Annotated in this window: 17 protein-coding genes and 1 tRNA gene; 15 read left to right on the top strand and 3 right to left on the bottom strand. The window is 68.9% G+C overall.

Features of this window, described 5'->3' with window-relative positions; genetic code table 11:
- Positions 1 to 84: 84 nt before the first annotated feature.
- The 5 genes from OPF83_RS02025 to OPF83_RS02005 are packed head-to-tail and all read left to right on the top strand — an operon-like array spanning position 85 to position 6581.
- Positions 85 to 723, top strand: coding sequence for a TetR/AcrR family transcriptional regulator (locus OPF83_RS02025; RefSeq protein ID WP_264885527.1), 639 nt, complete (start codon positions 85 to 87; stop codon positions 721 to 723).
- Complete coding sequence (locus OPF83_RS02020; protein ID WP_264885526.1) at positions 716 to 1909, top strand: amino acid deaminase/aldolase; 1194 nt, start codon at positions 716 to 718, stop codon at positions 1907 to 1909. Before OPF83_RS02025 ends, OPF83_RS02020 begins: the two co-directional genes overlap by 8 nt.
- Complete coding sequence (locus OPF83_RS02015) at positions 1906 to 3240, top strand: M20/M25/M40 family metallo-hydrolase (RefSeq protein WP_264885525.1); 1335 nt, start codon at positions 1906 to 1908, stop codon at positions 3238 to 3240. Before OPF83_RS02020 ends, OPF83_RS02015 begins: the two co-directional genes overlap by 4 nt.
- The gene (locus OPF83_RS02010; protein WP_264885524.1) at positions 3237 to 4472 is read left to right on the top strand and encodes an MFS transporter; all 1236 of its coding nucleotides are present in this window, start codon (positions 3237 to 3239) and stop codon (positions 4470 to 4472) included. Before OPF83_RS02015 ends, OPF83_RS02010 begins: the two co-directional genes overlap by 4 nt.
- A 54-nt stretch (positions 4473 to 4526) precedes the next feature.
- The gene (locus tag OPF83_RS02005) at positions 4527 to 6581 is read left to right on the top strand and encodes a DEAD/DEAH box helicase (RefSeq protein ID WP_309297735.1); all 2055 of its coding nucleotides are present in this window, start codon (positions 4527 to 4529) and stop codon (positions 6579 to 6581) included.
- A gap of 116 nt (positions 6582 to 6697) precedes the next feature.
- On the opposite strand, the gene OPF83_RS02000 is transcribed toward OPF83_RS02005, so the two are convergent.
- Positions 6698 to 7609, bottom strand: coding sequence for an HNH endonuclease family protein (locus tag OPF83_RS02000; RefSeq protein WP_264885523.1), 912 nt, complete (start codon positions 7607 to 7609; stop codon positions 6698 to 6700).
- A 235-nt stretch (positions 7610 to 7844) separates the two neighbouring features.
- On the opposite strand from OPF83_RS02000, the gene OPF83_RS01995 reads away from it, so the two are divergent.
- From OPF83_RS01995 to OPF83_RS01975, 5 genes are all read left to right on the top strand, one after another.
- Positions 7845 to 10784 (top strand): DEAD/DEAH box helicase, encoded by a 2940-nt coding sequence (locus tag OPF83_RS01995; protein WP_264885522.1) that lies wholly within the window; start codon positions 7845 to 7847, stop codon positions 10782 to 10784.
- Complete coding sequence (locus OPF83_RS01990; protein ID WP_264885520.1) at positions 10781 to 11548, top strand: hypothetical protein; 768 nt, start codon at positions 10781 to 10783, stop codon at positions 11546 to 11548. The genes OPF83_RS01995 and OPF83_RS01990 overlap by 4 nt, the downstream gene beginning before the upstream one ends.
- A 49-nt stretch (positions 11549 to 11597) precedes the next feature.
- Positions 11598 to 12782 (top strand): exonuclease SbcCD subunit D, encoded by a 1185-nt coding sequence (locus OPF83_RS01985; protein ID WP_264885519.1) that lies wholly within the window; start codon positions 11598 to 11600, stop codon positions 12780 to 12782.
- On the top strand, positions 12779 to 15415 hold the full coding sequence (locus OPF83_RS01980) for an AAA family ATPase (protein WP_264885518.1): 2637 nt from the start codon (positions 12779 to 12781) through the stop codon (positions 15413 to 15415). Before OPF83_RS01985 ends, OPF83_RS01980 begins: the two co-directional genes overlap by 4 nt.
- Positions 15416 to 15490: 75 nt before the next feature.
- Positions 15491 to 15970 carry a MarR family winged helix-turn-helix transcriptional regulator gene (locus tag OPF83_RS01975; RefSeq protein WP_264885517.1) on the top strand — a complete coding sequence of 160 codons (480 nt, stop codon included), beginning with the start codon at positions 15491 to 15493 and terminating at the stop codon, positions 15968 to 15970.
- Positions 15971 to 16281: 311 nt separating this feature from the next.
- Here the strand turns inward: OPF83_RS01975 and OPF83_RS01970 are convergent.
- Positions 16282 to 16354, bottom strand: a tRNA-Arg gene (locus OPF83_RS01970).
- Between the two features lie 193 nt (positions 16355 to 16547).
- Here OPF83_RS01970 and argS point away from each other — a divergent pair.
- Genes argS through thrB form a run of 5 tightly spaced genes read left to right on the top strand, consistent with a single transcriptional unit; the run spans position 16548 to position 23002 of the window.
- Positions 16548 to 18200: an arginine--tRNA ligase gene (argS, locus tag OPF83_RS01965; RefSeq protein ID WP_264885516.1), complete on the top strand. Its 1653-nt coding sequence runs from the start codon at positions 16548 to 16550 to the stop codon at positions 18198 to 18200.
- Entirely contained in the window at positions 18197 to 19615 is a 1419-nt protein-coding gene (gene lysA, locus OPF83_RS01960; protein ID WP_264885515.1) for a diaminopimelate decarboxylase, read from the top strand. The genes argS and lysA overlap by 4 nt, the downstream gene beginning before the upstream one ends.
- Positions 19612 to 20964 (top strand): homoserine dehydrogenase, encoded by a 1353-nt coding sequence (locus OPF83_RS01955; RefSeq protein WP_264885514.1) that lies wholly within the window; start codon positions 19612 to 19614, stop codon positions 20962 to 20964. Before lysA ends, OPF83_RS01955 begins: the two co-directional genes overlap by 4 nt.
- A complete protein-coding gene (gene thrC / locus OPF83_RS01950; protein WP_264885513.1) occupies positions 20961 to 22043 on the top strand; it encodes a threonine synthase in 1083 nt (360 codons plus the stop codon). Before OPF83_RS01955 ends, thrC begins: the two co-directional genes overlap by 4 nt.
- 5 nt (positions 22044 to 22048) lie before the next feature.
- Positions 22049 to 23002: a homoserine kinase gene (thrB, locus tag OPF83_RS01945; RefSeq protein ID WP_264885566.1), complete on the top strand. Its 954-nt coding sequence runs from the start codon at positions 22049 to 22051 to the stop codon at positions 23000 to 23002.
- A 69-nt stretch (positions 23003 to 23071) separates the two neighbouring features.
- Here the strand turns inward: thrB and OPF83_RS01940 are convergent, their stop codons facing one another.
- On the bottom strand, positions 23072 to 24727 hold the full coding sequence (locus tag OPF83_RS01940; RefSeq protein WP_264885512.1) for a long-chain-fatty-acid--CoA ligase: 1656 nt from the start codon (positions 24725 to 24727) through the stop codon (positions 23072 to 23074).
- Positions 24728 to 25131 lie beyond the last annotated feature (404 nt).

The following is a 25131-nucleotide window of genomic DNA, read 5'->3' as shown; positions in this document are numbered from 1 at the left end:
GCGTGAACGTCTACGCCCGTCCTGCCTCGGGGGAGGTCGCGGTTAACCCGCTCGGAGCACTCGTCGTCGTCGTACCATGACCGGGTGACCAGACGACTTCCTGCCGATCAGCGCCGTGCGCAACTCCTCCAGGCGGCCCTGGAGATCGCCGAGCACGACGGGCTCTCGGCGGTGACGGTGCGCGGCGTCGCCGAGCGCGCCGGCGTGTCGCTGGGCGTGGTCCACTACTGCTACACCGATAAGGAAGAGCTTCTCAAAGAGCTCATCGGTGCGGTCAACTTCGAGGTCCACCAGGCCGCGAGCGCGTTCGTCAGTGTCGATTTCGATTCGGGTACCGCCGGGCCGGAGGGGCTGCGCCGACGGCTGTACGAGGCGATCGATCTCGTCTGGGCCGTCATCACCGCCTCGCCGGACAGGCAGCTGCTCACGTACGAGATCGTGTCGTACTCGCTGCGCAACTACGGGCTGCCCGAGGTGGGACTGGCCCGTGACCAGCAGGAATCCAATGCGGCGATCGTGCGGTCGGTGTTGGAGCGCACCGCGTCCGCCGCCGGGATGCGGTGGGGTATGGGGCTGGACCAGATGGTCCAGGTGGTCCTGGCGATGGTCGTGGGTATGGGCCAGAGGTGGCAGATCCTCCGTGACGACGACGAGGCCGCCAGGCTGCTCCACCATGCCGTGGATCTTGTGGTCCGTGACGCGCTCCCACTCGAGGATGCCTGAGCGAATCGTGTCCGCGATCGACGTGACCCGCGATCTCGAGGCCGCCACGGCCGGGATCGACGCACCCCTCGCGGCTCTACACCTGCCGAGCCTGCGCGCCAATCTCGGGGACCTCCGGCGTCGGGCTGCCGGGACCAGGATCCGGATCGCCAGCAAGTCCGTCCGCTCACGTGGAGTGCTGCGTGAGGCTCTGGGTCCGGACCTGCGTGGTGACGCCGCCGTTCGCGGGATCATGGCGTACTCGTTGCGGGAGGCGTTGTGGCTGGTCGGCGCGGGGTGTGACGACGTGCTGATGGGCTATCCCACGGTCGATACGTCGGCGCTCCGGGAGCTGGGGTCCGATCCGGCGGCGCTCGCGGCGGTGACCCTGATGGTGGATGACGTGCGCCAGCTCGAGATCGCCCGTGACGCCGGCGCGGGCGGTGCGCGGGTGTGTGTGGATGTGGACTGCTCCCTGCGGATCGGGCCGGTCCACCTGGGGGTGAGGCGATCACCCCTGCGGGACGCAGTGGATGTAGAGCCGTTGGTCCGTGCGGCACTGGACAAGGGGTTCCGGGTCGTGGGCGCGATGTTCTACGAGGCTCAGGTGGCCGGGGTGCCGGACAACGTACGGGGGATCGGGCTGGTCAAGCGGCTGTCCATGCGCCGGTTGGTGGACATCCGGCAGGGGGTCTCCGAGACGATCGAACGGCTGACCGGTGCGGCGCCGGAGATCATCAACTCGGGTGGTTCGGGCTCGGTCGCCGAGAGCTCGGCGGCCCCGGCGGTCACCGAGGTCACCGCCGGCTCGGGCCTGTACGTCCCGGGATTGTTCGACCACTACACGACCTTCGAGCCCAGGCCCGCGCTGTTCTTCGCCCTGCCGGCCGTCCGCACCCCGGCCCGCGGGCTCACGACCTTCCTCTACGGCGGATATGTGGCCTCCGGTGTGCCCGGGTCCGACAGGCTCCCGGTACCCGCGTCCCCGGCAGGGCTGCGTTATCTCGGTCGCGAGGGCGCGGGCGAGGTCCAGACCCCGGTCCGGGGTGAGGTCGCGATCGGTTCCCGGTCCTGGTGGCGCCATGCCAAGGCCGGCGAGTTGTGCGAGCGGTTCGACACGCTCCTCGTGGTGGACGACACTGCAGAGGGGCCCGCGATCGTGGACGAGTGGCCCACCTACCGTGGCGAAGGGAAGTGTTTCGGGTGACCGTCGACCAGTCGATGTCCGATCAGGCTCGCGAGAAGCTACACGCGGAGGCTGTGGCGATCACCGCGGATCTGGTCTCGATCGATTCGACCAACACCGGAGACCCGTCGACGATCGGCGACGGCGAGACCCGGGTGTGCCGCCGAATCGCCGAATACCTTGACGAGGTCGGTATCGCCAGCGAGCTCGTGGAGTCCGTGCCCGGTCGGGGCAGCCTGTTCGCGCGCATCGAGGGGACCGATCCGGATGCCGGAGGACTCGTCGTCCACGGGCATGTCGACGTGGTCCCTGCCGTCGCCGAGAACTGGACCGTGCCGCCGTTCGCCGGCGAGATCCGGGACGGGTGGCTGTACGGCCGCGGGACCGTCGACATGAAGAACATGCTCGGGATGACCCTCGCGGTGGTCCGCCACTACGCCCGCGAGGGGATCGTGCCGCGCCGGACGCTCCTGCTGGCCTTCTTCGCCGATGAGGAGGCCGCCGGGATCATGGGCGCGAAGTGGGTCGTGGCCCAGCGGCCGGATCTCTTCGACGGCATGACCGAGGCACTGAGCGAGGTGGGCGGGTGGTCCGTCCCCGTCGGCGACAAGCGCCTGTATCCGATCGCTGTCGCCGAGAAGGGCGTCGCGTGGGCGAGCGTGACCGCGCACGGCACCGCCGCACACGCGTCACGGCCGACCCAGGACAACGCCGTGGCCGCCGTCGCCGGCGCCGTGCACCGCGTGGCGTCCCGGGAGTTCCCTGTCGCGCCGACCGAGGCGAACACCGCGCTCGCGGCCACCGTCGGGCAGCTGACGGGCGGGAGCGGCGACATCGCCGACCTCCCCGAGCGACTCGGGGTGCTGGGGCATTTCGGGCCGGTCGTCGCCGCCTCGCTGTCCCACACGGCATCGCCGACGGTGTTGTCCGCGGGCTACAAGACCAATGTCATCCCCACCGAGGCCCGGGCGGAGATCGACTGTCGCGTCCTGCCCGGCGGTGAGGACACCTTCCGCTCGGAGATCGAGACCGACCTCGGCGAGGGCGTCGCCGTGGACTGGATCTGGGAGCCGCCCATCGCCGCTCCCGCGGACGCCGAGTTGGTCGACGTGATCCGCGAGGCCGTGCTCGCGTCCGACCCGGATTCCGTGGTCGTCCCGTATCTCTTGCCGGCCAGCACGGACAACAAGCATCTCGCCCGTCTGGGCATCTCCGGTTACGGGTTCGTCCCGCTGCGTGTGCCCGACGACTTCGACGTGTTCGGTCACTTCCACGCCGTCGACGAGCGGGTGCCTGTGGACGCGTTGCACTTCGGTGCGGACGTCCTGGCCCACGTCCTCCGCTCGGCGTGAGGGGCGCCACCGGCGACACCCGGTCACCCGCGACCAAGGACCGGCTCCCAGCCGATGTCTGGGTCCTCGTCGCCGCGGCGTTCGCGATCGCCGTCGGGTACGGGCTCGTCGCCCCCGTCCTCCCACAGTTCGCGCAGAGCTTCAACGTCTCGGTGACCGCGGCGTCGGTCGTGGTCAGCGCTTTCGCGTTCTTCCGTCTCGTGTTCGCGCCGGCGGGCGGGTTCCTCGTCGACAGGATGGGGGAGCGCTGGGTCTACATGACCGGCCTGCTCATCGTCGCGGTGTCCACGCTCGCCACCGGACTGGCCCAGGGATATTGGCAGCTCCTGCTCTTCCGGGGACTGGGTGGTCTCGGCTCGACCATGTTCACGATCTCGGCGATGGCTCTCCTCACCAGGCTGTCGCCGCCGGGCGCCCGGGGACGCATCGCCGGGCTGTACGCGACCGCCTTCCTCATCGGGAACATCGGCGGCCCGGTGATCGGCGGAGTGCTCGCCGAGTTCGGAATGCGCGTCCCGTTCTTCGTCTACGCCGGATCTCTGATCGTGGCCACCGGAGTGGTCGCCGTGTTCCTCCGGGGTGGGCGACGCAGGGTACCCGGCGACGATGTCGCCGAGCAGCCACCGATGCTCCTGCCCGAGGCGTTGAGTCACTCCGGTTACCGTGCGGCGCTGGTGTCGAGCTTCGTGAACGGATGGTCCTCGTTCGGTGTCCGTGTCGCGATCGTGCCGTTGTTCGCCGCGGCGACCTTCGAGGACGGAGCGAGGATCGCCGGGCTCACGCTCGCGTCGTTCGCGGTCGGTACCGCCGTGGTGATCTCTCTCGCCGGGTACCTCACGGACAGGTATGGCAGGAAGCCACTGGTGCTCGGCGGGCTCGTCGTCTCGGGTGTCGCGACCATCGCTCTGGGCTGGTCTGACACGGTGCCGTTGTTGGTGGGCACGTCCGTGGTGGCGGGGATGGGGGCCGGAGTGCTCAACCCGGCCCAACAGGCCGCCGTGGCGGATGTGATCGGAGCGGACCGGGCGGGTGGAAAGGTCCTCGCGACGTTTCAGATGGCCAGCGACTCCGGCGCGATCCTCGGCCCGGTGCTCGTGGGACTCGTGGTCGACAGGCTCGGGTACACGACCGGATTCGTGGTGTCCGGGGTCATGTTGATGCTCGCCACGCTCCCGTGGATCTTCGCCCGAGAGACCCATCCGTCGCGGAACGGCTCCGTGACGGGGGAATGACCTGCGCCATCGTCTCGCGAATCGGGGTGTCGACGTCGTAGCATGGACCACCTCATGAAGAACAACGACGAGGACCGTACCGCCACTGTCGGCGACGAGGTCGACACCGCCGCCAGCGCCACTGAATCCGCCGAATCCCCCGAGCCCGCCCGGGACGAGTCCGCTCCGACCGGATCGACCCGGTCGAGCTCGGACACGGACGATTCCGACACGGTCACCTTCGCCGACATGGGCCTCGCGCCCGCCGTCGCCGAGGCCGTCCGCGAGGTCGGGTACGAGGTCCCGTCGGCCATCCAGGCTGCGACGATCCCCCTGGTCCTCGAGGGTCGGGACGTCGTGGGACTCGCGCAGACGGGTACCGGTAAGACGGCGGCGTTCGCCCTGCCGATCCTCTCGCTCATCGACCCGGCGGTGAAGAAGCCGCAGGCGCTCATCCTCGCGCCGACGCGTGAGTTGGCTCTCCAGGTCGCCGAGGCCTGCATCACCTACTCGTCGGGTATGCCGCAGGTGAACGTCCTCCCGATCTATGGCGGTCAGGCGTACGGGATCCAGCTCTCGGGTCTCCGACGCGGCGCTCAGATCATCGTCGGTACCCCCGGTCGTGTCATCGATCACCTCAAGAAGGGGACCCTGGATCTCTCCGGTCTGCGCCACCTTGTCCTGGACGAGGCGGACGAGATGCTGGCGATGGGGTTCCAGGAGGACGTCGAGACGATCCTCTCCGACACCCCGGAGTCGACCCAGGTCGCGTTGTTCTCGGCCACCATGCCGTCGGCCATCCGTCGGATCTCGCAGCGGTACCTCACCGATCCCGCCGAGGTGAAGGTCGCCGCCAAGACCTCGACCGCGCCGAACATCACGCAGCGCTACGTCCTGGTGCAGCACCGGGACAAGCTCGATGCGCTGACCCGGGTCCTCGAGGTCGAGGATTTCGACGCCATGATCATGTTCGTGCGCACCAAGTCGGCCACGGAGGAGCTCGCCGAGCGTCTCCGGGCCCGGGGATTCTCTGCGGCGCCGATCAACGGCGATATCCCGCAGAACCTCCGCGAGCGCACGATCGACGCGCTCAAGGACGGGCGCACGGACATTCTCGTCGCCACCGACGTGGCGGCGCGTGGCCTGGACGTCCCGCGTATCAGCCACGTCGTGAACTACGACATCCCCCACGACACGGAGTCCTATGTCCACCGGATCGGCCGCACGGGTCGTGCCGGCCGGAGTGGACAGGCACTGCTCTTCGTCACGCCGCGTGAGCGCCGCATGCTCTCGCAGATCGAGCGGGCCACCCGACAGCCGCTGACCGAGATCCAGCTCCCGAGCGTGGACGACGTCAACGAGATGCGTATGGCCAAGTTCGCGCAGTCCATCACCGAGAGCCTGGAGGACAGCAATATCGCGCTCTTCCGTCGCCTCGTCGAGGACTACGCGTCCGAGCACTCGGTGTCGATGGCGGACATCGCCGCGGCACTGGCCACGCAGTCGCGGAACTCGGATGAGTTCCTCATGCGAGAGCAGGAGCGTCCGCAGCGTCGTGACCGCAATGACGACCGACGTGAGCGTCCGGCCCGCGATTTCGACGGTCCCCGCCAGTCGCGGTCCGGGAAGAACATGTCGCAGTACCGGATCGCGGTCGGCAAGCGGAACAACGTCAAGCCGGGGTCGATCATGGGCGCGCTCGCCAATGAGGCGGGCCTGCGTGGGGGCGACATCGGTCGCATCTCGATCCGCTTCGACCATTCGCTGGTGGAGCTCCCGGCGGACCTGCCGCGGGACCAGCTCGAGTCGATGAAGGGCATTATCGTCGGCGGCGAGGAGATCGACATCCGGCCGGACAGTGGCGCGCCGGCGGGTCGCCCGTCGTCGTTCCGTGATGACCGTGGTGGCCGTCCCCGCGGGGGTCACCGGGATGACCGGGGCGGTCGGGGTGGTTACCGCGGCGGCGACGACCGTCGGGGCGGTGGACGGTCCGATGACCGTGACGATCGCGGCGGACGTGGCGGATACCGGGGCGGCGACGATCGCCGTGGCGGACCGCGTCGCGACGACGACCGGCGTGGCGGCGGCGGGTTCCGTGGCCGTTCGGGCGGCCCCCGCGACCGCAACTAGACAGGCGGCGTGAGATGCCCCGGCCCGGGATCGGGTCGGGGCATCCGCCGTTCCGCCGCCATTCCACCGCCGTTCGGGCACGAGTGTCGGGCCTCCGAACTGCAGGATCGTGACCGTCACCCGGGGCACCGGCGTATCGCGCCGGACAGTGCGTCGTGGTCGTCGGCGGTGACGGGGAGACCGTAGGTGATCGCGGCCGTGAGGTATCTGGCCGCGTAGAAGCAGTGCCGGGCGGGGTCGGGGGGAAGCCAGTCCGCGGGCGTGGAGTCGCTCTTGCCGGTGTTGACCGTGCCGGTCACCGCGAGCAGGTTGGCGTCGGTGTCGTTGGCGAAGCGCGCCCGCCGGTCGGGCGTCCATCTCCACGCGCCGAGGTCCCAGGCGGCCTTCAACGGGTACACGTGATCGATGTGGATCGCCCGGGTTCCCGAGAGTGCCACGTCGACGACCCGGCCGCTGTACGGGTCGGCGAGGACTCCGGTCGGTGTGACGCACCGTGTAGTAGTACCGGCGTCCCTGGTGACCGCCACTGTGTCGGAGGATGCCCCGTCCGCCAAGGCCGTGTCCGCCGAAGCTGTGTCCGCTGGCGCGGCACGGATGTCGCGAGCCAGGACGTCCTCTCTGGTCGAGCAGCCGTTACCGCCACCCGGCGCCGTGGTGGCATCAGTCCACGCGGGCCCGAACACGCAGGCCGAGGCACCGGTGCAGTCCCGCTCGTAGCCCGGTACCGACGGCCGTTGCGAGACCACCGCTACCCGGTCCAGGAGTTCGCTGACGTCGTCCTCCGACGGGCTCCCGGGCGCCGAGCCGTGTGGCTGGCCCTGCGCGACCACCACCCCGAGGACTGACACCACGACGACGCCCAGCACCAGGGCCCGCAGCGGCACCTGCGCGGACACGTGCCGGGACATCGGACGGGATGACCGCGCGGGTTCCGGGATGGGAACACCGAGAAGTCGGCGGAGGTGCGCGGCAGCCACGGCGACCGACCGTGGCGTCCCGGTGGTGGGGGAGTCGCGTTCGGGGAGCACGGGGCGAGTATCCCGGGTCGGGGACCCGGGACCGCCGGGAAACCGTGCCGGGAGCGCGCGCCTGTGGAGGGGGAAAGGGACTGTGGAATGGACGACGACGACGGCCCAGACGCACACAGTTCGCTGTCGGACCGGCGTGCTTACAGCAAGCCCTCTCGGACCGGCGAACTTATAGCAAGCCCAGTCGGACCTGCGTGCTTTCAGCCCTGTCGGACCGGCGTGCTTACATGTGGGCGTGAGTCAGACACCCCGACCGAGGCTGCACGCGGTGTGGCAGTCCGGCACCATCGGACTGTGGTGTGACACGGGATTGCGGCGTCCGGACTCGGTCGCTCCCGCCGGGTCGCCCGCCGCGGTGCAACGGGCGGGCGCGCCGGTCGCCGTCGTGGATTTTCTCGAGGAGTACACGCTGAGCCACAGGCTCGGTGTGCGTGTCCCGGTGGAGGGCAGAATCCGGGACGCCACCGTGCCGGGAATCCGGGTGTCCGTGGCTGCGGCCATCGACCTGTGTTCCCTGGTGGAGGGCGACGAGCCGTGGCTCGGTGCTAGCACTCGCGCCCTGGTCGCGTTGTCCCGGGGGGTTGCCGCGTTCGTGAGTGCGGGCCACGTGGTGCCGCAGCTCGGTCGTGTCGAGGGAGGGTGGTCCGCCGAGTGGCGACTCGTCGCGTCGCCCGCCACGAGCGCGTGGGCCGCGGAGTGCCTGTCCCGCTGTCACGGACTCGTCGCCGGGCGTGACGAGCTGGACAGGGTGTTCTCGGCACTCGCCGACCAGCACGCCCGGATGGCACTCGCACCACTGGCCGCTGATCGTCGGAGTTCACTCGGGACGTCGTTGATCACCGGCGGGGAGGTCACGTCAGGCGGCCAGGCTCTGGCCGGGGCCATCGCGGACTTCGGTCGCGCGGCCGCTGCACGGGACGTGGACGTGGTGTTCCGTGTCGTCGAACCGCAATACGAGGAGGCCGGGCCGGTCGATGGTGGCGCGGCGGAGGTCAGCACCACGCCGGGCAGCGAGGCAGAAGGCGATGCCCGCCCTGGGCGCGCCCGGGGAGGGGTCCTCTGGCGGCTCGAGGTACTGGTGCGCAGTGGCAACGATTCCCTGCGCCCATACTCCGAGCTCCCCGACCCTTCGGCGGTCTCGGATGCGGTGCGTGACGTCGTCGAGAGAGCGGTCAGGTCGTGGCCCCCGCTGGGGAGCGCCGAACCGGCACCAGATGGACCGGATCTGTTCCTGCCGACCGAGCTCGTGGTGGCACTGGTCGACCACGGGGTGGAGACACTGCGCGGGCGTGGGGTCGAGGTGCTCCTCCCGCGCGCGTGGACCCGGGTCCGCGCCGCCATCCGGGTCGTGGTCTCGGAACCGGGGACCGAGGCCGTCGACTCCGGCCGTCGTCTCGGGCTGGACCAGCTGTCGGACGTGAACTGGGAGATGATCGTCGACGACGAAGCGCTGGACGCGGCCGAGGTCCAGATGCTCCTCGACAGCGCCACTGACCTGGTCCGGCTCCGCGGCCGCTGGGTCCGAGCGGATCCCGGTGCACTCCGCCGCGCCGCCCGCTTCCTGGCCTCGACGAAGGGCGGGCCCGTCACCCCGCGGGCCGTCACGGCGGCGCTCATGTCCGAGGAGGCCGAGGGCGTCGAGGTGGAGGCGCCCGCTACTCTGGGATGGCTCCCGTCGTCGTCGTCGATCCGGCTCGAACTCCCGGACTGGTTCCGGGCGACGCTACGCCCGTACCAACTCGAGGGCGTCCGGTGGCTCTCCGCGCTGACCCGCGCCGACACGGGTGCCGTTCTCGCCGACGACATGGGGCTCGGCAAGACCATGCAGGTACTCGCACTGATCTCGTCGGAGGTCGCGTCGGAGGTCGCGGGGGACACCCGCGGGCCGACCCTTGTCGTGGCGCCGCTGACGCTGGTGGCCACCTGGGCGCGGGAGGCGGCGACGTTCGCTCCGGAGCTCCGTGTCGCCGTCCACCACGGAGCGGGACGCGACAGGGGAGACGGGGCGGCGGAACGCCTGGGCGCTGCCGATCTCGTCCTCACCTCCTACGGCACGGCCACCCGGGATGTCGACCTGCTCTCCGAGGTGCCCTGGCGCCGCCTGGTCGCGGATGAGGCCCAGACCATCAAGAACCCCGGCACGGCCACCGCCCGGGCCCTCACAGCCCTCCCCGCGCAGCACCGGATCGCGCTCACCGGCACCCCGGTCGAGAACCGTCTGGACGAACTGCGGGCGGTGATGGAGTTCGTCAACCCCGGTGTGCTGGGATCCGCCAGTACGTTCCGCGCGCGGTTCGCCGTCCCGATCGAGTCCCATCGTGACGAGGCGGCGGCATCCCGGCTCCGGGCTCTGGTGGCACCGTTCGTGCTGCGCCGACTCAAGTCGGATCCCCGGGTCGCGGCAGACCTGCCGGAGAAGCAGCACATCCGCGTGGACGCGCCCCTGACCCGCGAGCAGGCGACGCTCTACCGCGCCGTGGTGGAGGACATGCTCGAGCAGGTCAAGGACGCCGAGGGGGTCGGGCGAAAAGGGGCGATCCTGTCCGGACTCACTGCGCTCAAGCAGGTCTGCAACCACCCCGCGCACTACCTCGGCGACGGGTCGGCGCTCCTTCGAGGTGGCACGCACCGCTCCGGAAAGCTCGCTGCCCTTGACGAGGTGCTCACCGAGATCCTCGACGCGGACGAGAAGGTGTTGCTGTTCACGCAGTATCGCGCGTTCGGGGATCTCATCGTCCCGATGCTCGAGCGGAGAGCCGCGCACTCGGTGCCGTTCCTGCACGGTGGTGTGAGCGCCGCCGGACGGGCCGAGATGGTCAAGGACTTCCAACGTCCGGACGGACCGTCGGTGATACTTGCCTCACTGCGTGCCGGCGGCACCGGGCTGACCCTGACCGAGGCCAATCACGTGGTGCACCTGGACCGATGGTGGAACCCGGCGGTCGAGAACCAGGCCACCGATCGCGTGCACAGGATCGGTCAGTCACGGGTCGTCCAGGTCCGGACCCTCGTGGCCCCGGGCACCGTCGAGGACCGGATCGACGAGTTGTTGGAGTCGAAGCGTGAGCTGGCGGACATGACCCTGGGACCGCTCGCCGGGGTCCTGACCGAGATGGACGACGCGGATCTCGCCGCGCTCGTGTCGCTCAGCGGCGAAGGGGTGGACGAACCGTGAGTCCGGGGCCGGGTGCCGGGATCACGGCGCGCTCGCGCGCTGGCGCGTTCGGTGGCCACATGTGGAGCAGGCGGTGGACCGCCGATCTCGAGTCGGGCGTGTCGCGCACCGAGGCGTACCTCGGACGCAGCGACGCGCGCGAGGACAAGGTCCTGTCACTGGAACACTCGGGACGGATCGTCCGCTGCGACGTCGCCGGGAGCAGACCTCTACCCTTCACGGTCGAGTTCTTGTTCGCCCCGCTGGACCACTCGGATTCCGAGTCACTGCGTGAGGCGCTGCGGCGGGAGGAGCACGGGATACTCGGAGCGCTCGCCGGCGACTTCTCCGACACCGTCGGGTTCCTCCTGCTCCCGGCGGTCGACGGGGCCACCTCGTACACCTGTCATTGCCCGGTACAGCCGGGTCCGTGCCGTCACGTTCTCGCGGCGGCGAACATCATGGTGGAGTGGTGGGACGCCTCGCCCTCGGTGATGTTCGAGCTCCGCGGTCTCAGCGCCGACACCCTCGGGATCCTGCTTCGCGGCGACGGAGCGGGTGAGTCCGGTGGGGTCGACGTCGACATGGCCGAGAGCCTGTGGGGCAGCGACCCGCTGCTCCCGTCCGTTCCCTCTCCGGCACCGGCAGGTCTGGAGGATCTGCTGGACGCACCCGTCACGCGACGGATGGCGGCCGCTGCGACGAACGACCCGCTCGAGCAGTTGAGGGTGGTGGCCGATCTGGAGGACTTCCTCGACGCGTTCGGTCACTACGGGGCGCCGTGAGACCCGTGTCAGGGGCGACCGTGTCATACCGGCGACCTACGATGCGGCCATGACCACGCCACGGGACGGTGACGCCGTCCGCTTCCTCCATTCGGCCGACTGGCAGCTCGGGATGACCCGTCGGTTCCTCGGCGACGACGCGCAGGCCCGGTACACCGCCGACAGGCTCGCGTCCGTCGCCGAGCTCGCCGAGCTCGCGGTAGAGCACGAGGCGGAGTTCGTCGTGGTCGCAGGCGACGCGTTCGAGGACAATGCGGTGCCGCGGTCCGTGGTGCTACGCGCGGCCGAGGTCCTGGCGTCGTTCCCCGTTCCGGTGCTGATCCTGCCGGGCAACCACGACCCGCTGGACGTGTCGTCCGTTCTGCGGTGTCGGGACTTCTCCGGGGTGGTCGAGAGCGGGAAGGTCGTCGTACTCGACGGCGCGGACCCGGTCGAGATCCGCCCCGGGGTCGAGATCGTGGGGGTGCCCTGGACCTCCAAGCGTCCGGATCCCTCGCGGATGCCCGCACTACTGGCCGCACTCGAGCCCACCGACGGGGTCCGGGTCCTGGTCGCGCACGGTGGGACCGACGAGGTGTACGGAGGGCACTCGCCGTCGGTCGAGGCCCTCTCGGTGGCAGAACTGGAGGGGGCCGTCGACTCCGGACGTGTGGACTACGTCGCGCTGGGAGACCGACACTCGGTGACGCAGGTCGGCTCGGGGGAGCGGATCTGGTTCTCCGGAAGTCCCGAGACGACCGATTTCGACGATGTGGAGAAGGATTCCGGATCCGCCCTCCTCGTCGAACTCCACGCCGCGGGACCGGGGCGGAACCGTGCCGCCACAGTCACCACTCATCGGACCGGTCGGTGGTCCTTCCTTGCGGTCAACGCCCAGATCGACACGGAGTCGGACCTGGACGCACTCGCCGAGCGAATCGAGGCGATCGGGGACAAGCCGCGGACCGTGCTCAAGCTCGGTCTCACCGGGACCGTCGGGGTGGCGCTCCGAGCACGGATCGACGAGTTGGTCGACCGGTGGGACGCTCTGTTCGCGAGTGCCTTTATCCGTGAGTCCCGGACCCACCTCGTGGTGCGGGCTGAGGACACGGATCTGACCGATCTCGTCGACGGGTACGCGAGTCGGGCCGTCGGAGACCTGGTGGAGGTCGCGACAAGCGGTGGACCGGAGGCGGAGGACGCCAGCAATGCACTGAGTCTGCTGTACCGCCTCGTGGACGGGGGAGCGCGATGATCCTGCACCGACTGTTGCTCGAGGACTTCCGTGGCGTGACCCGTGAAGAGGTCATGGTGCCACGGCGAGGGGTCCTGGTGATCGAGGGGCCCAACGAGTCGGGGAAGACCAGCCTCCTCGACGCACTCGAGATGCTCCTGGAACACAAGGCCTCGTCCGGTCGTGCCGACGTCAAGGCGGCGAGCCCGGTCGGACGGGATGTCCCGGTGGTGGTCGAGGCCGAGTTCACAGTCGATGGTCAACGGATGGTGTACAGGAAGGAGTTCGTCCGGGGAAAGCGGACCTCGTTGGAGTTCCCGGACTCAGCCCGCCAGGCGCTCACGGGCGACGACGCTCATGACCACGTACGGGACCTCCTGGACCGCAAGGTGGACCGCTCGCTGTGGCGTGCACTCCGCATCGCTCAGGACGAACCGATCGGCCAGGTCGATGCCGCCAAGGGGATGGATTCACTCCGTCGTGCGTTGGACGCGGCGGCGGGCGGCGGAGATCCCACCGGGGATGATTCGCTCATCTCGCGGGTAGCGGAGGAGCGCAACCGCTATCTCACCGCGCGCAAGGGGGATCCCACCGGAGAGCTCGCGAAGTCGGACGCGAGAGTGCTCGACGCGAGTGCGGCGTTGTCCGCGGCCAGGGCCGCGCACGCCGAGCTCGACGCCGCGGTGGAGGACCACGCCGGGCAGGTCGCCGTGCATCGTGCCCGTAGGGAGGCACTGGCATCGGTCGATGCCGAGGTCGTGCGTCTCGAGGCCGCCGGGGCGATCGTGGTAGAGCGACGGCATGCCTGCGCCGAGGCGGAAGCCGAAGTGGACCGTGCTGCCGCCGAGCACGATGCCGCGTCTCGCGGTGCGCGCGAACGCACGGCGCTCGTTGAGGAGGTCGAGCGCGATCGGACCAGAGCGGAGCGGCTGCGCGACGAGGTCGAGGAGATCGCCGAGCGGCTGGCACCGGCCGAAGACCGTGCAGACGGGGCCCGCATCGCGCTCGAGGCCGCGGAAGCCGATCTGACCGGCGCCCGGGCACGTCTCGACGCGGTCCGTGCCGCCAAGGAGAACGAGCATCGGCGAACCGAACTGGACAGGGTGGATCACCTCGTCGCCACCCTGACCTCGGTCGGGGACGAACTCGCGGCCGTCCAGGCGCGTCTCGTCGAGGTGGAGGTCGATGAGGCTGCGGTCGAGCAGATCAGGTCCGCGGACGACACGCTGAGGGAAGCCGAGGTGAGGAGTGTCGCCAGCGCCCCCACCGTCGAGGTCTCCGGCAGCGGTGAGGTAGACCTCGCCGGAGAGACCCGCGAGGCGGATCCGGGGTGGTCCCTCCGGATCGTCGAGGACACGACATTCGAGGTGGGATCCGTCGCGCTGAAAGTCGTCCCCGCAGGCGATACCGACGCGGTGCGCCGGGAGGTGTTCGCGGCGCGCGAGCAGCTCGGGGCGTTGCTGACAGAGCTGGGGGTGGACAGTCGGGCCGCGGCCGAGGAGCGGTTGAAGCTGACCACCGAGCTCCGCGCGGAGATCGCCTCACTGCGCCGGAGAAGGACCGACCTGTTGGTCGGGGACACTTTCGAGGATCTGGTCACCCGTCGGGACGCGCTACGTGACCAGCTCCGGGATTCCGGACCAGTCGACGCCGCCCGCGATGTCGGGGGTGACGCTGTCGGAGGTGACCGGGACGAGGGCGATCCGGTCGCCGCTGCAGCAGCTGCGGAGCAGTTGCTTAGTGTCCGGAGAGCCGAAGACCGGACGGCCGCGACGGAGGTGGCGAGCATGAGGACCGCTCACGCCACGAGGCAGGCATTATCCGAGGATGCCGCGTCCCGGTCGGCCGCGAGCGCCGACGTCCTTGCCCGTGCCCGCGAGGCGGTGGCGGACGACGCCCTGGCTGAGGGGGAGGAGCGGGCTCGAGCGAAAGTCGAGCAGGCTCGAGAGGCGGCACGACGGGCACGAGCGGATCTCGACGCGGTACTCGCGGACGCACCGCCCGAACTGCTGGAGAACGTCCGTGCCTCGCAGGCAGCCCTGAGGGAGGAGGAGCGGGAAGCCGCCAACGGGGTGGCCACCGCACTGGGGCGGGTGAACGTCATCGGCGACCAGGGACGGCTGGGTGAGGTGTCCGCCGCAGACCGGGAACTCCGCGAAGCCCAACGGGAGAACGATGCGCTGTGGCGCCGGGCGCGGGCCGCGGACCTGCTCCACCGAACCCTTACCACACGCCGTTCCGAGGCGATGCGCGCGTACCAGGAGCCGTTCCACCGCGCGGTCGTCGACCTGGGTTCGCTTGTCTACGGTCGAGACTTCGACGTCAGGCTCGGTGACGACCTGACGATCGAAGCACGTCGCCTGGGCGACGTCACGGTCGACTATGACGCATTGTCCGGAGGCGCCAGAGAGCAACTCGCGGTGATCGTGCGAATCGCGTGTGCGCGGTTGGTCGGGGAGGCCGGCGTGCCGGTGTTCCTCGACGACACGATGGGCTATACCGACCCCACACGCCGCTTGACGATGGGCGCCGTGATCGCGGCCGCGTCGTCGACGTCCCAGGTGGTGGTCCTCACCTGTGACCGCGCCCGGTTCGCAGGCATCGGTGGTGCCCGGACCCACGTCATGCGCCGCTCATCCGTGTCGGGTGACTGAGATGGTGGTGGCATCAACTCGTCGTGACCTGTGCCTGACGCCGGTAGGTGACACGGTCCGTGCTCTAATAGCACCATGAGCGAGACACGCTGGTTGACCGATGACGAGCAGCGCATGTGGCGCCGATACCGGGACATGAACCAGCTGCTCGACCTCGCGATCGAGCGGCAGTTGCAGCGAGATGCGTCGATGTCGCAGTCCGATTACTCGGTGCTGGTCAGTCTCAGCGAGGCCGAAGGCAGCGGGCTCCGTGCGCGGGACCTCGGTGCAGCGCTGGGCTGGGACCGCAGTCGTGTGTCCCACCAGGTGCGGCGTATGGAGGGGCGCGGCCTGGTCGCCAAGAACGACTGCGCAGAGGACGGTCGCGGCACGATTGTCACCCTGACCGAGACCGGGGCACAAGCGATCGGCGAGGTCGCGCCATTGCACGTCGAGAAGGTGCGGGAACTGTTCATCGACGCACTCAGTGCCGACGAGGTCGAGGCGCTCACCGATATCTACGAGCGTGTCGTGTCCCGGATCGAGCAGATCGACGGGATCGTCCTCCCGAAGTGACGGCCACCGCGTGACAGCGGTGGACAACACGGCGGTCGTGTCTCGTTTCGGAGTCGAGCACGATGCCACCGATTTCCCGGTACCTCGTCGGGAGCATGACCCGCAGCTGATGCGCAGGTGCGGAGATGAGCGGCGACTGCAGCCCGGAACCCATCGAGTGCACCCCCCGGACGAAGATCAGCCCGATGGTGACGCCGGCTGATCCGGCCCTCGTTGCTGTGGGAGCAGCTGAGACTTGCTTGTTTCCGGCAATTAACGAAGAAACCCTCTCCCGTGTCTGCGTTGTGCAGGCGGGAGAGGGTTTTTCGCGGTGCCCCCGAAGGGAATCGAACCCCTGACCTTTGGTACCGGAAACCAACGCTCTATCCCCTGAGCTACGAGGGCGGGATACCGGCGACGCGAGCCGGAGGCTGAACTGACGGTGTCGACCGATGGGGCCGGACCCCGTCGAACAGCGAGACTGATCGTAGCACCGTGCCCGGGGCGGGGCCGCATCGACCCCGCCGGGCCTCGATCCTGCAGGCGACAGCGGTGTCCGATTCCCCCCGCTACGTGCCGACACCTAGGATATGAAGACGTGACTCCCGCCGATCTCGCCGCCGTCATCCGTGCCGCCCTCGTGGCACTCCTCGCCGACCGTGGAGCCGATGTCTCGCTCGTCCCGGAGGCCGTCACCGTCGAGCGTCCACGTAACCCGGAACACGGGGACTATGCGACCAATATCGCGCTCCAGCTCGGCAAGAAGGTCGGTGTGGCCCCGCGCGACCTGGCGGCGGACCTCGCCGCGGTGCTCGCCGATGATCCGGGTGTCGCCGCCGCCGAGATCGCCGGTCCTGGGTTCATCAACATCCGGTTGGATTCCGGTGCACAGGGCTCCCTGGTGGCGACCGTCATCGAGCAGGGTGAGAACTACGGCCGAGGCGATGCCATGGCGGGCCGTCGGGTCAACCTCGAGTTCGTGTCGGCCAACCCGACCGGGCCGATCCATCTGGGCGGCACCCGCTGGGCAGCCGTCGGCGACGCGCTCGGTCGGGTACTGGAGGCCTCCGGAGCCGCGGTGACCCGCGAGTACTACTTCAACGACCACGGCGCACAGATCGACCGCTTCAGCAGGTCGCTTGCCGCCGCCGCCAAGGGCGAACCCACCCCGGAAGACGGGTACGCGGGCGCCTACATCGACGACATCGCCGCCCGAATCGTCGCCGCGCACCCCGACATCCTGGCCCTTCCCGAGGACGAAAGTCTCGAAACGTTCCGGGCCACGGGCGTGGACCTGATGTTCGATCACATCAAGACGTCCCTGGCCGAGTTCGGCACGGTCTTCGACGTCTACACGCACGAGAACTCGATGTTCACCTCCGGCGCGGTCGACCGTGCCATCGAGACCCTCAAGAGCAACGGCAACCTCTACGAGAACGAGGGCGCCTGGTGGCTCCGCTCGACGGCGTTCGGTGACGACAAGGACCGCGTCGTCCTCAAGTCGGACGGCAACGCCGCCTACATCGCCGGTGACATCGCGTACTTCCTCGACAAGCGTGAACGTGGCTTCGACCTGTGCATCTACATGTTGGGTGCCGACCATCACGGCTACATCGCGCGGCTCAAGGCCGCGGCCGCCTCTCTCGGAGACGACCCGGAGACGATCGAGGTCCTCATCGGCCAGATGGTCAACCTCGTCCGTGACGGTGTCCCGGTGAAGATGAGCAAGCGCGCCGGCACCGTCATCACCCTCGACGACCTCGTCGAGGCGATCGGAGTGGACGCGGCCCGCTATGCCCTCATCCGCTCGTCGGTCGACCAGACGATGGACATCGACCTCCAGCTATGGGCGTCGGCCACGAACGACAACCCGGTGTTCTACGTGCAGTACGCGCACGCACGCCTGTGCTCGCTCGCGCGCAATGCCGCCGATCTCGGGGTCACGACCGAGGGCGCGGACCTGTCCCTGCTCGTCGAAGACCGAGAGGGAGCGCTCATCCGAACGATCGGCGAGTTCCCCCGAGTCGTGGCCAGCGCCGCCGACCTGCGTGAACCGCACCGCGTGGCACGGTATCTCGAGGAACTGGCCGCCGCGTACCACCGCTTCTACGACTCGTGTCGCGTGCTGCCCATGGGAGACGAGGAACCCGGCGCCCTGCACGCCGCGCGACTCGCTCTGAGCACCGCGACCCGCCAGACCCTGGCCAACGGACTCCGCCTCATCGGCGTCAACGCACCGGAGAAGATGTGAGCGCACACCCCGCCGGCACCCGGCACGAGTACCCGCACGCCCCGGCGATCGGCGAACGTCCCGCCGACGCCGCCGGCGTCATGTCTCTCGCACCCGCCGTCTGGCCCCGTGGTGCGGCACGACGCGATGACGGAGTCGTCGAGTTCGCCGGAGTCACGGCGACCGACCTGGCCGCCGAGTTCGGCACCCCCCTGTTCGTCATCGACGAGGACGACTTCCGGTCCCGCTGCCGGGAGATGGCCGAGGCATTCGGTGGTCCCGATCGCGTGCACTACGCCTCGAAGGCGTTCCTGTGCACCGAGGTCGCCCGCTGGGTCGCCGAGGAGGGGCTGAGCCTCGACGTGGCCTCGGGCGGAGAACTGGCGATCGCCCTGCGAGCCGACTTCCCGGCCGAGCGGATCACCATGCACGGCAACAACAAGTCGGCTGACGAACTCCGAATGGCCGTGCGCAACGGGGTCGGCCACGTGGTGATCGACGCCATGGGGGAGATCGACCTCCTCGATCGCATCGCCGGCGACGAGGGAGTCTTCCAGGACGTCTTCATCCGCGTGACGGTCGGCGTCGAAGCCCACACCCACGAGTTCATCGCGACCGCACACGAAGACCAGAAGTTCGGGTTCTCGTTGGCCGGGGGAGCGGCCATGGAGGCTGTCCGCGGCGTCTTCGCGGCGAAGAACATCCGACTGACCGGACTGCACAGCCACATCGGATCGCAGATCTTCGAGATCGACGGGTTCGAGCTCGCCGCACGCAGGGTGATCGGTCTACTGCGCGACATCGTGGACGAGTTCGGAGCCGAGCGCACGGCCCAGCTCGACCATCTCGATCTCGGTGGTGGGCTGGGGATCAGCTACGTCCCATCTGACGATCCTCCGCCGGTGGCGCAGCTCGCGGCGTCGTTGAAGGAGATCGTCGCCTCCTTCGCCCAGGAATCCGATCTTACGCCGCCGACGCTGGTAGTTGAGCCCGGCCGGGCGATCGCCGGACCCGGTACCGTCACCCTCTACGAGGTCGGGGTCACCAAGGACGTCACCCTCGCCGGAGGCGAGACCCGGCGGTATGTCAGCGTCGACGGCGGGATGAGCGACAACATCCGTACCGCACTGTATGACGCGGAGTACGACGCCCGGCTGGTCGGCCGGTTCTCCGAGGCCGAGCCGGTCGTTTCCCGACTGGTGGGCAAGCACTGCGAGAGCGGTGACGTGGTGGTCCGGGATCTGTGGCTGTCCGAGGACGTCGGCGCGGGAGACCTGGTCGCGGTGGCGTCCACCGGCGCCTACTGCTATTCGATGTCGAGCAGGTACAACCTCATCGGGAGGCCCGCCGTGGTGGCGGTCCGTGACGGACGCGCACGACTCGTGCTGCGACGTGAGACCCTTGACGATCTGACGAGTCTGGAGGTGGGACAGTGAGCGACGCGAGTGCGTCAAGCGTGCGACCCGTGGGAGTGGCGGTGCTCGGAATGGGCACGGTCGGCACCGAGGTCATCCGCTTCATGACCGAGAACGCGGAGGCGCTCGCCTCGCGGATCGGCGCACCCCTCGAACTACGCGGTGTGGCCGTACGAGACCTGAGCAAGGACCGTGGGCTCGACCCCGAACTGCTCACCGCGGATCCGGCATCGCTGGTGGTCAGGGACGACGTCGACATCGTCGTCGAACTCATGGGTGGCATCGACGTGCCACGTCCCCTCCTCCTCGACGCCCTGGGACAGGGAAAGTCCGTCGTCACCGCGAACAAGGCACTTCTCGCCGAGTACACCGACGAGCTCGCGGACGCCGCGGATTCCTCCCGAGCCGACCTGTACTTCGAGGCTGCGGTGGCCGGGGCGATCCCGGTGATCGGCCCACTCCGTCGGTCGATGGCCGGCGACCAGGTAGAGCGCGTGGTCGGCGTCGTCAACGGCACCACCAACTACATCCTCTCCGAGATGGGATCCACCGGGGCCGATTACTCGGAGACCCTGACCGAGGCCTCGCGTCTGGGCTATGCCGAAGCCGATCCCACAGCAGATGTAGAGGGCTACGACGCCGCCGCCAAGGCCGCGATCCTCGCCTCGATCGCGTTCCACAGTCGCGTGACCGCCGGCGATGTCTACCGGGAGGGGATCTCGCGGATCTCCCCGGAGGACTTCGAGTCGGCCCGGGACATGGACTGCACCATCAAATTGCTGGCCATCTGCGAGAAGCTGCGTAGGGCGGACGGGACCGAGGCGGTGTCCGCCCGTGTGTATCCGGCTCTGCTGCCCAACACCCACCCGCTCGCGGCTGTCAACGGCGCGTTCAACGCCGTCGTGGTCGAGGCGGAGGCCGCGGGTCGCCTCATGTTCTACGGCCAGGGTGCGGGCGGTGCACCGACCGCCTCGGCTGTGCTCGGAGACATGGTCGCTGCGGCCCGCAACAAGGTGGGAGCGGGTCGGGCACCCGGCGAGTCCACGTACGCCGCGCTGCCGGTGGCCTCGATGGACGAGATCCTCACCCGCTATCACGTACGGATGCGCGTCGCCGACAAGCCCGGTGTGCTGTCCCAGGTCGCGGCAGAGTTCTCCACGCACGGAGTTTCGATCGCGCAGGTCCGTCAGACCGAGGTCGAGGCGCCCGCGGAAGGCGGCGAGGACGCACAGCCCACCGCCGAACTGACGGTCCTGACCCACCGCGCATCGGAGCGTGCACTGGCGGACACGGTGGCTGCGCTCTCCGACCAGGACGCCGTCACCAACATCACCAGCGTTATCCGTCTCGAGGGAGTGGACACCGAATGAGCAACACGTACAAGCCCGTGCACCACCGCTGGCCCGGCCTCATCGAGGCTTACCGTGATCGTCTCCCGATCGGCGAGGACTGGGAGGCGGTGACGCTGTACGAGGGTGGGACGCCGCTGATCCGTGCGACTCACCTCTCCGCCGTCACCGGGTGCGAGGTCTATCTCAAGGTCGAGGGTCTCAACCCGACCGGCTCGTTCAAGGACCGCGGGATGACGATGGCGGTGACCGACGCGAAGGCGCGCGGTCAGCGAGCGGTGCTGTGTGCGTCCACCGGCAACACCTCGGCCTCGGCGGCGGCGTACGCCACGCGCGCCGGCATGGAGTGCGCGGTCCTGATCCCCCAGGGCAAGATCGCCGCCGGCAAGCTCGCCCAGGCCGTGATGATGGGCGCGACCATCATCCAGGTCGACGGCAACTTCGACGACTGTCTCGAACTGGCTCGTAAGACCACTGCCACCTACCCCGAGATTGGCCTGGTCAATTCGGTCAACCCAGTCCGTATCGAGGGACAGAAGACCGCCGCGTTCGAGATCGTCGACGTGTTGGGTAAGGCTCCGGACCTGCACTTCCTGCCGGTGGGCAACGCGGGCAACATCACCGCGTACTGGAAGGGCTACACCGAATACCATGCGGACGGGATCATCAGCACCCGCCCGCGCATGATGGGCGTGCAGGCGGCCGGTGCGGCCCCGCTCGTCGACGGTGCCCCGGTCAAGGATCCCGAGACGATTGCCACAGCGATCCGGATCGGTGCCCCGGCGTCCTGGGACGGTGCCGTCAACGCCAAGGAGGAGTCGGGCGGGACATTCCGTAAGCGCACCGACGAGCAGATCCTCGAGGCCTACCGCACGGTCGCGGGCAAGGACGGCGTGTATGTGGAGCCCGCCTCGGCGGCCTCCGTCGCCGGGCTGCTCGACGCCCATGCGAACGGTGAGCTCGAAGCGGGACAGACGATCGTGTGCACGGTGACCGGCAACGGGCTCAAGGACCCCGACACCGCGCTTCTCGGCATGCCCTCCGTGGAGCCGGTCCCTGTGGATCCCACCGCTGTCGCCGGCGCCCTCGGCCTGGAATGAGCGAGATGGACGTGGCCGGACCAGAGGTCATCGGTAGCTCTGGGGGCCGAATCCTGCCGGTCGGTCGAACCGTCACCGTCGAGGTGCCGGCGTCGAGCGCCAATCTCGGGCCGGGATTCGACGCGCTCGGGGTGGCACTGGGGTTGTACGACACGCTCACTGTCACCGTCATCGAATCCGGCCTGGAGCTGGAGGTGACCGGTGAAGGTGCCGGCGAGGTGCCGGAAGACGCCTCGCATCTGGTGGCCAAGGTTGTCGAGGCGGGACTCCGCGCAGGCGGTATGGGCGCACCGGGCCTGCGTATCGCGTGCGTCAACGCCATCCCGCACTCGCGGGGCCTGGGATCATCGGCGTCTGCAGCGGTGGGCGGTCTGGTCGCGGCCAACGGCTTGATGAACGGCGCGCTGACCACCGAACATCTGGTTCAGCTCTCCAGCGAGTTCGAAGGTCATCCGGACAACGCTGCGGCGAGCGTGCTCGGTGGCGTGGTGGTCTCGTGGACCGAGCGTTCGGAGACCGCGGTGAAGTACAGTGCCGTCCGGATGGATGTTGACCCATCGATCGTCGCGACCGTTCTGGTGCCGTCGGAAACCTCGTCCACAGCCCAGACACGGGGTCTCCTCCCCGCTACGGTGCCGCACGAGGACGCGGCGTTCAACGCCAGTCGCGCCGCGCTCATGTCGGTTGCGCTCGGTTCGCGGCCGGAGTTCCTGATGGCGGCGACCGAGGATCGCCTACACCAGGCGTACCGTGCTCCGGCACTGGTCGCCACCACGGAGTGGGTCACCCGGTTGCGTGGCCGTGGACTCGCCGCGACCGTGTCCGGTGCGGGGCCGACGGTTCTCGTGCTCAGTACCTCCGCACTGCCCGCCGATCTCCGGGAGTCGGCGGAATCGCAGGGCTGGCGGGTTCTCGACCTGACGATCGCCGACGGCGCTCGGGTGGTCAGCGAGGCGTAGCGCTGCGGCTACACCAGCTACAGCGCGGCAGCTGCGTGACGTCAGGCGTAGTACGTGACGTGCTGCATGTCAGTGTTGGGAGCCGGGCGAGATCGTGGTGATCTCGTACCGGCCGGCAGCGTGACGTGCGCGGATTTCCAGCTTGTCGATCTTTCCGACGGATGTACGTGGGATGTCGGTGACGAACGCCCAGTGATCGGGCCTCTTCCACGTCTCGACACGACCCTCGAGGTTCTCCCAGAGGGTACGAGCCGTGACCTGTGCACCGGGCTTGAGATGGACGAGCACGAGCGGCCGGTGGCCCCAGCGGTCGTCAGGGACGCCGATCACCGCGGCGTCGACCACCTGCGCGTCCCGGATCACCGAATGCTCGAGTTCGACACTCGAGATCAGCTCGCCGCCTGAGGCGATGATGTCGTCCTCGCGGTCGACCACGTCGAGGTAGCCGCGAGGCGAGATGGTGGCCATGTCACCGGTACGGAGCCAGCCGTCGACGAATCTCTCAGGGGAATGATCGTCGAGGTATTGAGCGGTGACCCACGGTCCCCGCAACTGGAGTTCACCGACCGACCAGCCGTCGTTCGGCTGAAGCCTGTCCCCGTCCATCAGGCGTGCCTGTACGCCAGCCGGGAACCGGCCCTGGCCGAGGGTCTGTGCACGCCGGTGCGTGGCGGACGAGTGGGGGTCGGGCCTGGCGAAGGCGGCGATCGGGCTCGTCTCGGTGAGACCGTATGCCTGGATGATCGTCACTCCGTGCCGCTCCACGAACGCGTCGAACAGTGCTTCCGGTACCGCGGAACCCCCGACGGCCACCTCTGCGAGATGCGACACCGACTGGGGATGCTCTTCGAGGCGGACGATCAGCCTCTGCAACGTGGCCGTCGTGGTCATGAACTTGTTCGGACGGTGGGTGGCCAGTAGTTCGGCGATGTCGGCGCCGAGATGCATTGCCTGACCAGGTCGCGGCCGGGCGATGATCACATCGGTGCCGGACATGAGTGCGGCGAACGGGAGTCCCCAGGACATCACGTGATGGATAGGAACCGTGGTGAGGACCGTGTCGCCGCTGGTGAGCGCGGCGCTCTCGGCCATGCACAACTGCATCGAATGGAGCCAGACCGACCGATGGGTGTACGACACACCTTTGGGTGCGCCAGTGGTCCCGGACGTATAGGCGATCGCTGCTGCCGAATTCTCGTCGAGCGCGGGCCAGGGGTACGTCGCGGACAATCCGTCGAGAAGTGATTCGAGCGCGTGCACCTCGACAGGGAGCCTCTCGGCTCCGGGCGGGAGGACGCTGTCCAGAACAACGACGTGACGGAGCGACTCGACACGAGGAGCGATCTCCTCTACGGAGGGGAGATTCTCCGGATCGACCATCAGGACGGAGACGGTGTTGCTCTCGAGGAATGAGGCCGTGGCGTCAGGAGATCGATGGAAGTTCAGCGGCAGGACGACAGCGCCCATCGACGGGATGGCGAACAGTGCCTCGAGGTACTCCGTGCGGCTCTCGGACAGGACACCGACCACGTCTCCGATCCCGACGCCCAGCTGCGACAGTGCGTGGGCTGTCGCTCCCGCACGCGCCGCGACGACATCGAATCTGGTGGTGCGGGACTCCACCTGGTCCACGAAGCCCGTGATGGTCGAGCTGCCGTGGCGTTCCGCCGCGTTCTCGAGGATCCGGGAGATGAGCAGCGGGGTGTCCAGCATCGTTCCGAACACGGGGTACCTCCTGCCATACGGATCGTGCGATGGGCAGTACGTTACCGCCAGGGTTCGGTCATACGGGCGTACAGGCACGACGCGCGGAGGCGGACGTGTACGTCGGTGGCTCCGGGTAGTATGCTGGCGGTCAGCCACGGACGCTGGGTCGTTTCCGCGTATCGGGTTTTCAGCGTCATCTTCCCTGTGTCAGCCCAGTCTGCAGGGTTGGTGTCGACCCCGATAGGCGGCGGCCGAACGGCGAGTGGCGATCAGGGATCCTCATCCGTGGGCGCTTCGTCCACCACACGGATCCTCCTCAGACGAAAGCTCCGTATGCGGCGCCGCTGCAAGTGCGGAGAGGCCCACGCGGCCACCCGGGACGTCGGCTCGGCGATCCCGGACACCTGCTCGAAGCGAGGCGG

The organism is Dietzia sp. NCCP-2495 (genome assembly GCF_026011735.1).
Taxonomy (GTDB): domain Bacteria; phylum Actinomycetota; class Actinomycetes; order Mycobacteriales; family Mycobacteriaceae; genus Dietzia.
The sequence above is the reverse complement of the archived record's forward strand: the minus strand, read 5'-3'. Positions and strand labels throughout refer to the sequence as shown.

Excerpts from the sequence above, each read along its gene's own strand:
- OPF83_RS02020 (WP_264885526.1), top strand. The coding sequence starts at position 716 with ATGCCTGAGCGAATCGTGTCCGCGATCGACGTGACCCGCGATCTCGAG.
- OPF83_RS02005 (WP_309297735.1), top strand. The coding sequence starts at position 4,527 with ATGAAGAACAACGACGAGGACCGTACCGCCACTGTCGGCGACGAGGTC.
- OPF83_RS01985 (WP_264885519.1), top strand. The coding sequence starts at position 11,598 with ATGACCACGCCACGGGACGGTGACGCCGTCCGCTTCCTCCATTCGGCC.
- OPF83_RS01980 (WP_264885518.1), top strand. The coding sequence starts at position 12,779 with ATGATCCTGCACCGACTGTTGCTCGAGGACTTCCGTGGCGTGACCCGT.
- OPF83_RS01975 (WP_264885517.1), top strand. The coding sequence starts at position 15,491 with ATGAGCGAGACACGCTGGTTGACCGATGACGAGCAGCGCATGTGGCGC.
- thrC (WP_264885513.1), top strand. The coding sequence starts at position 20,961 with ATGAGCAACACGTACAAGCCCGTGCACCACCGCTGGCCCGGCCTCATC.
- thrB (WP_264885566.1), top strand. The coding sequence starts at position 22,049 with ATGGACGTGGCCGGACCAGAGGTCATCGGTAGCTCTGGGGGCCGAATC.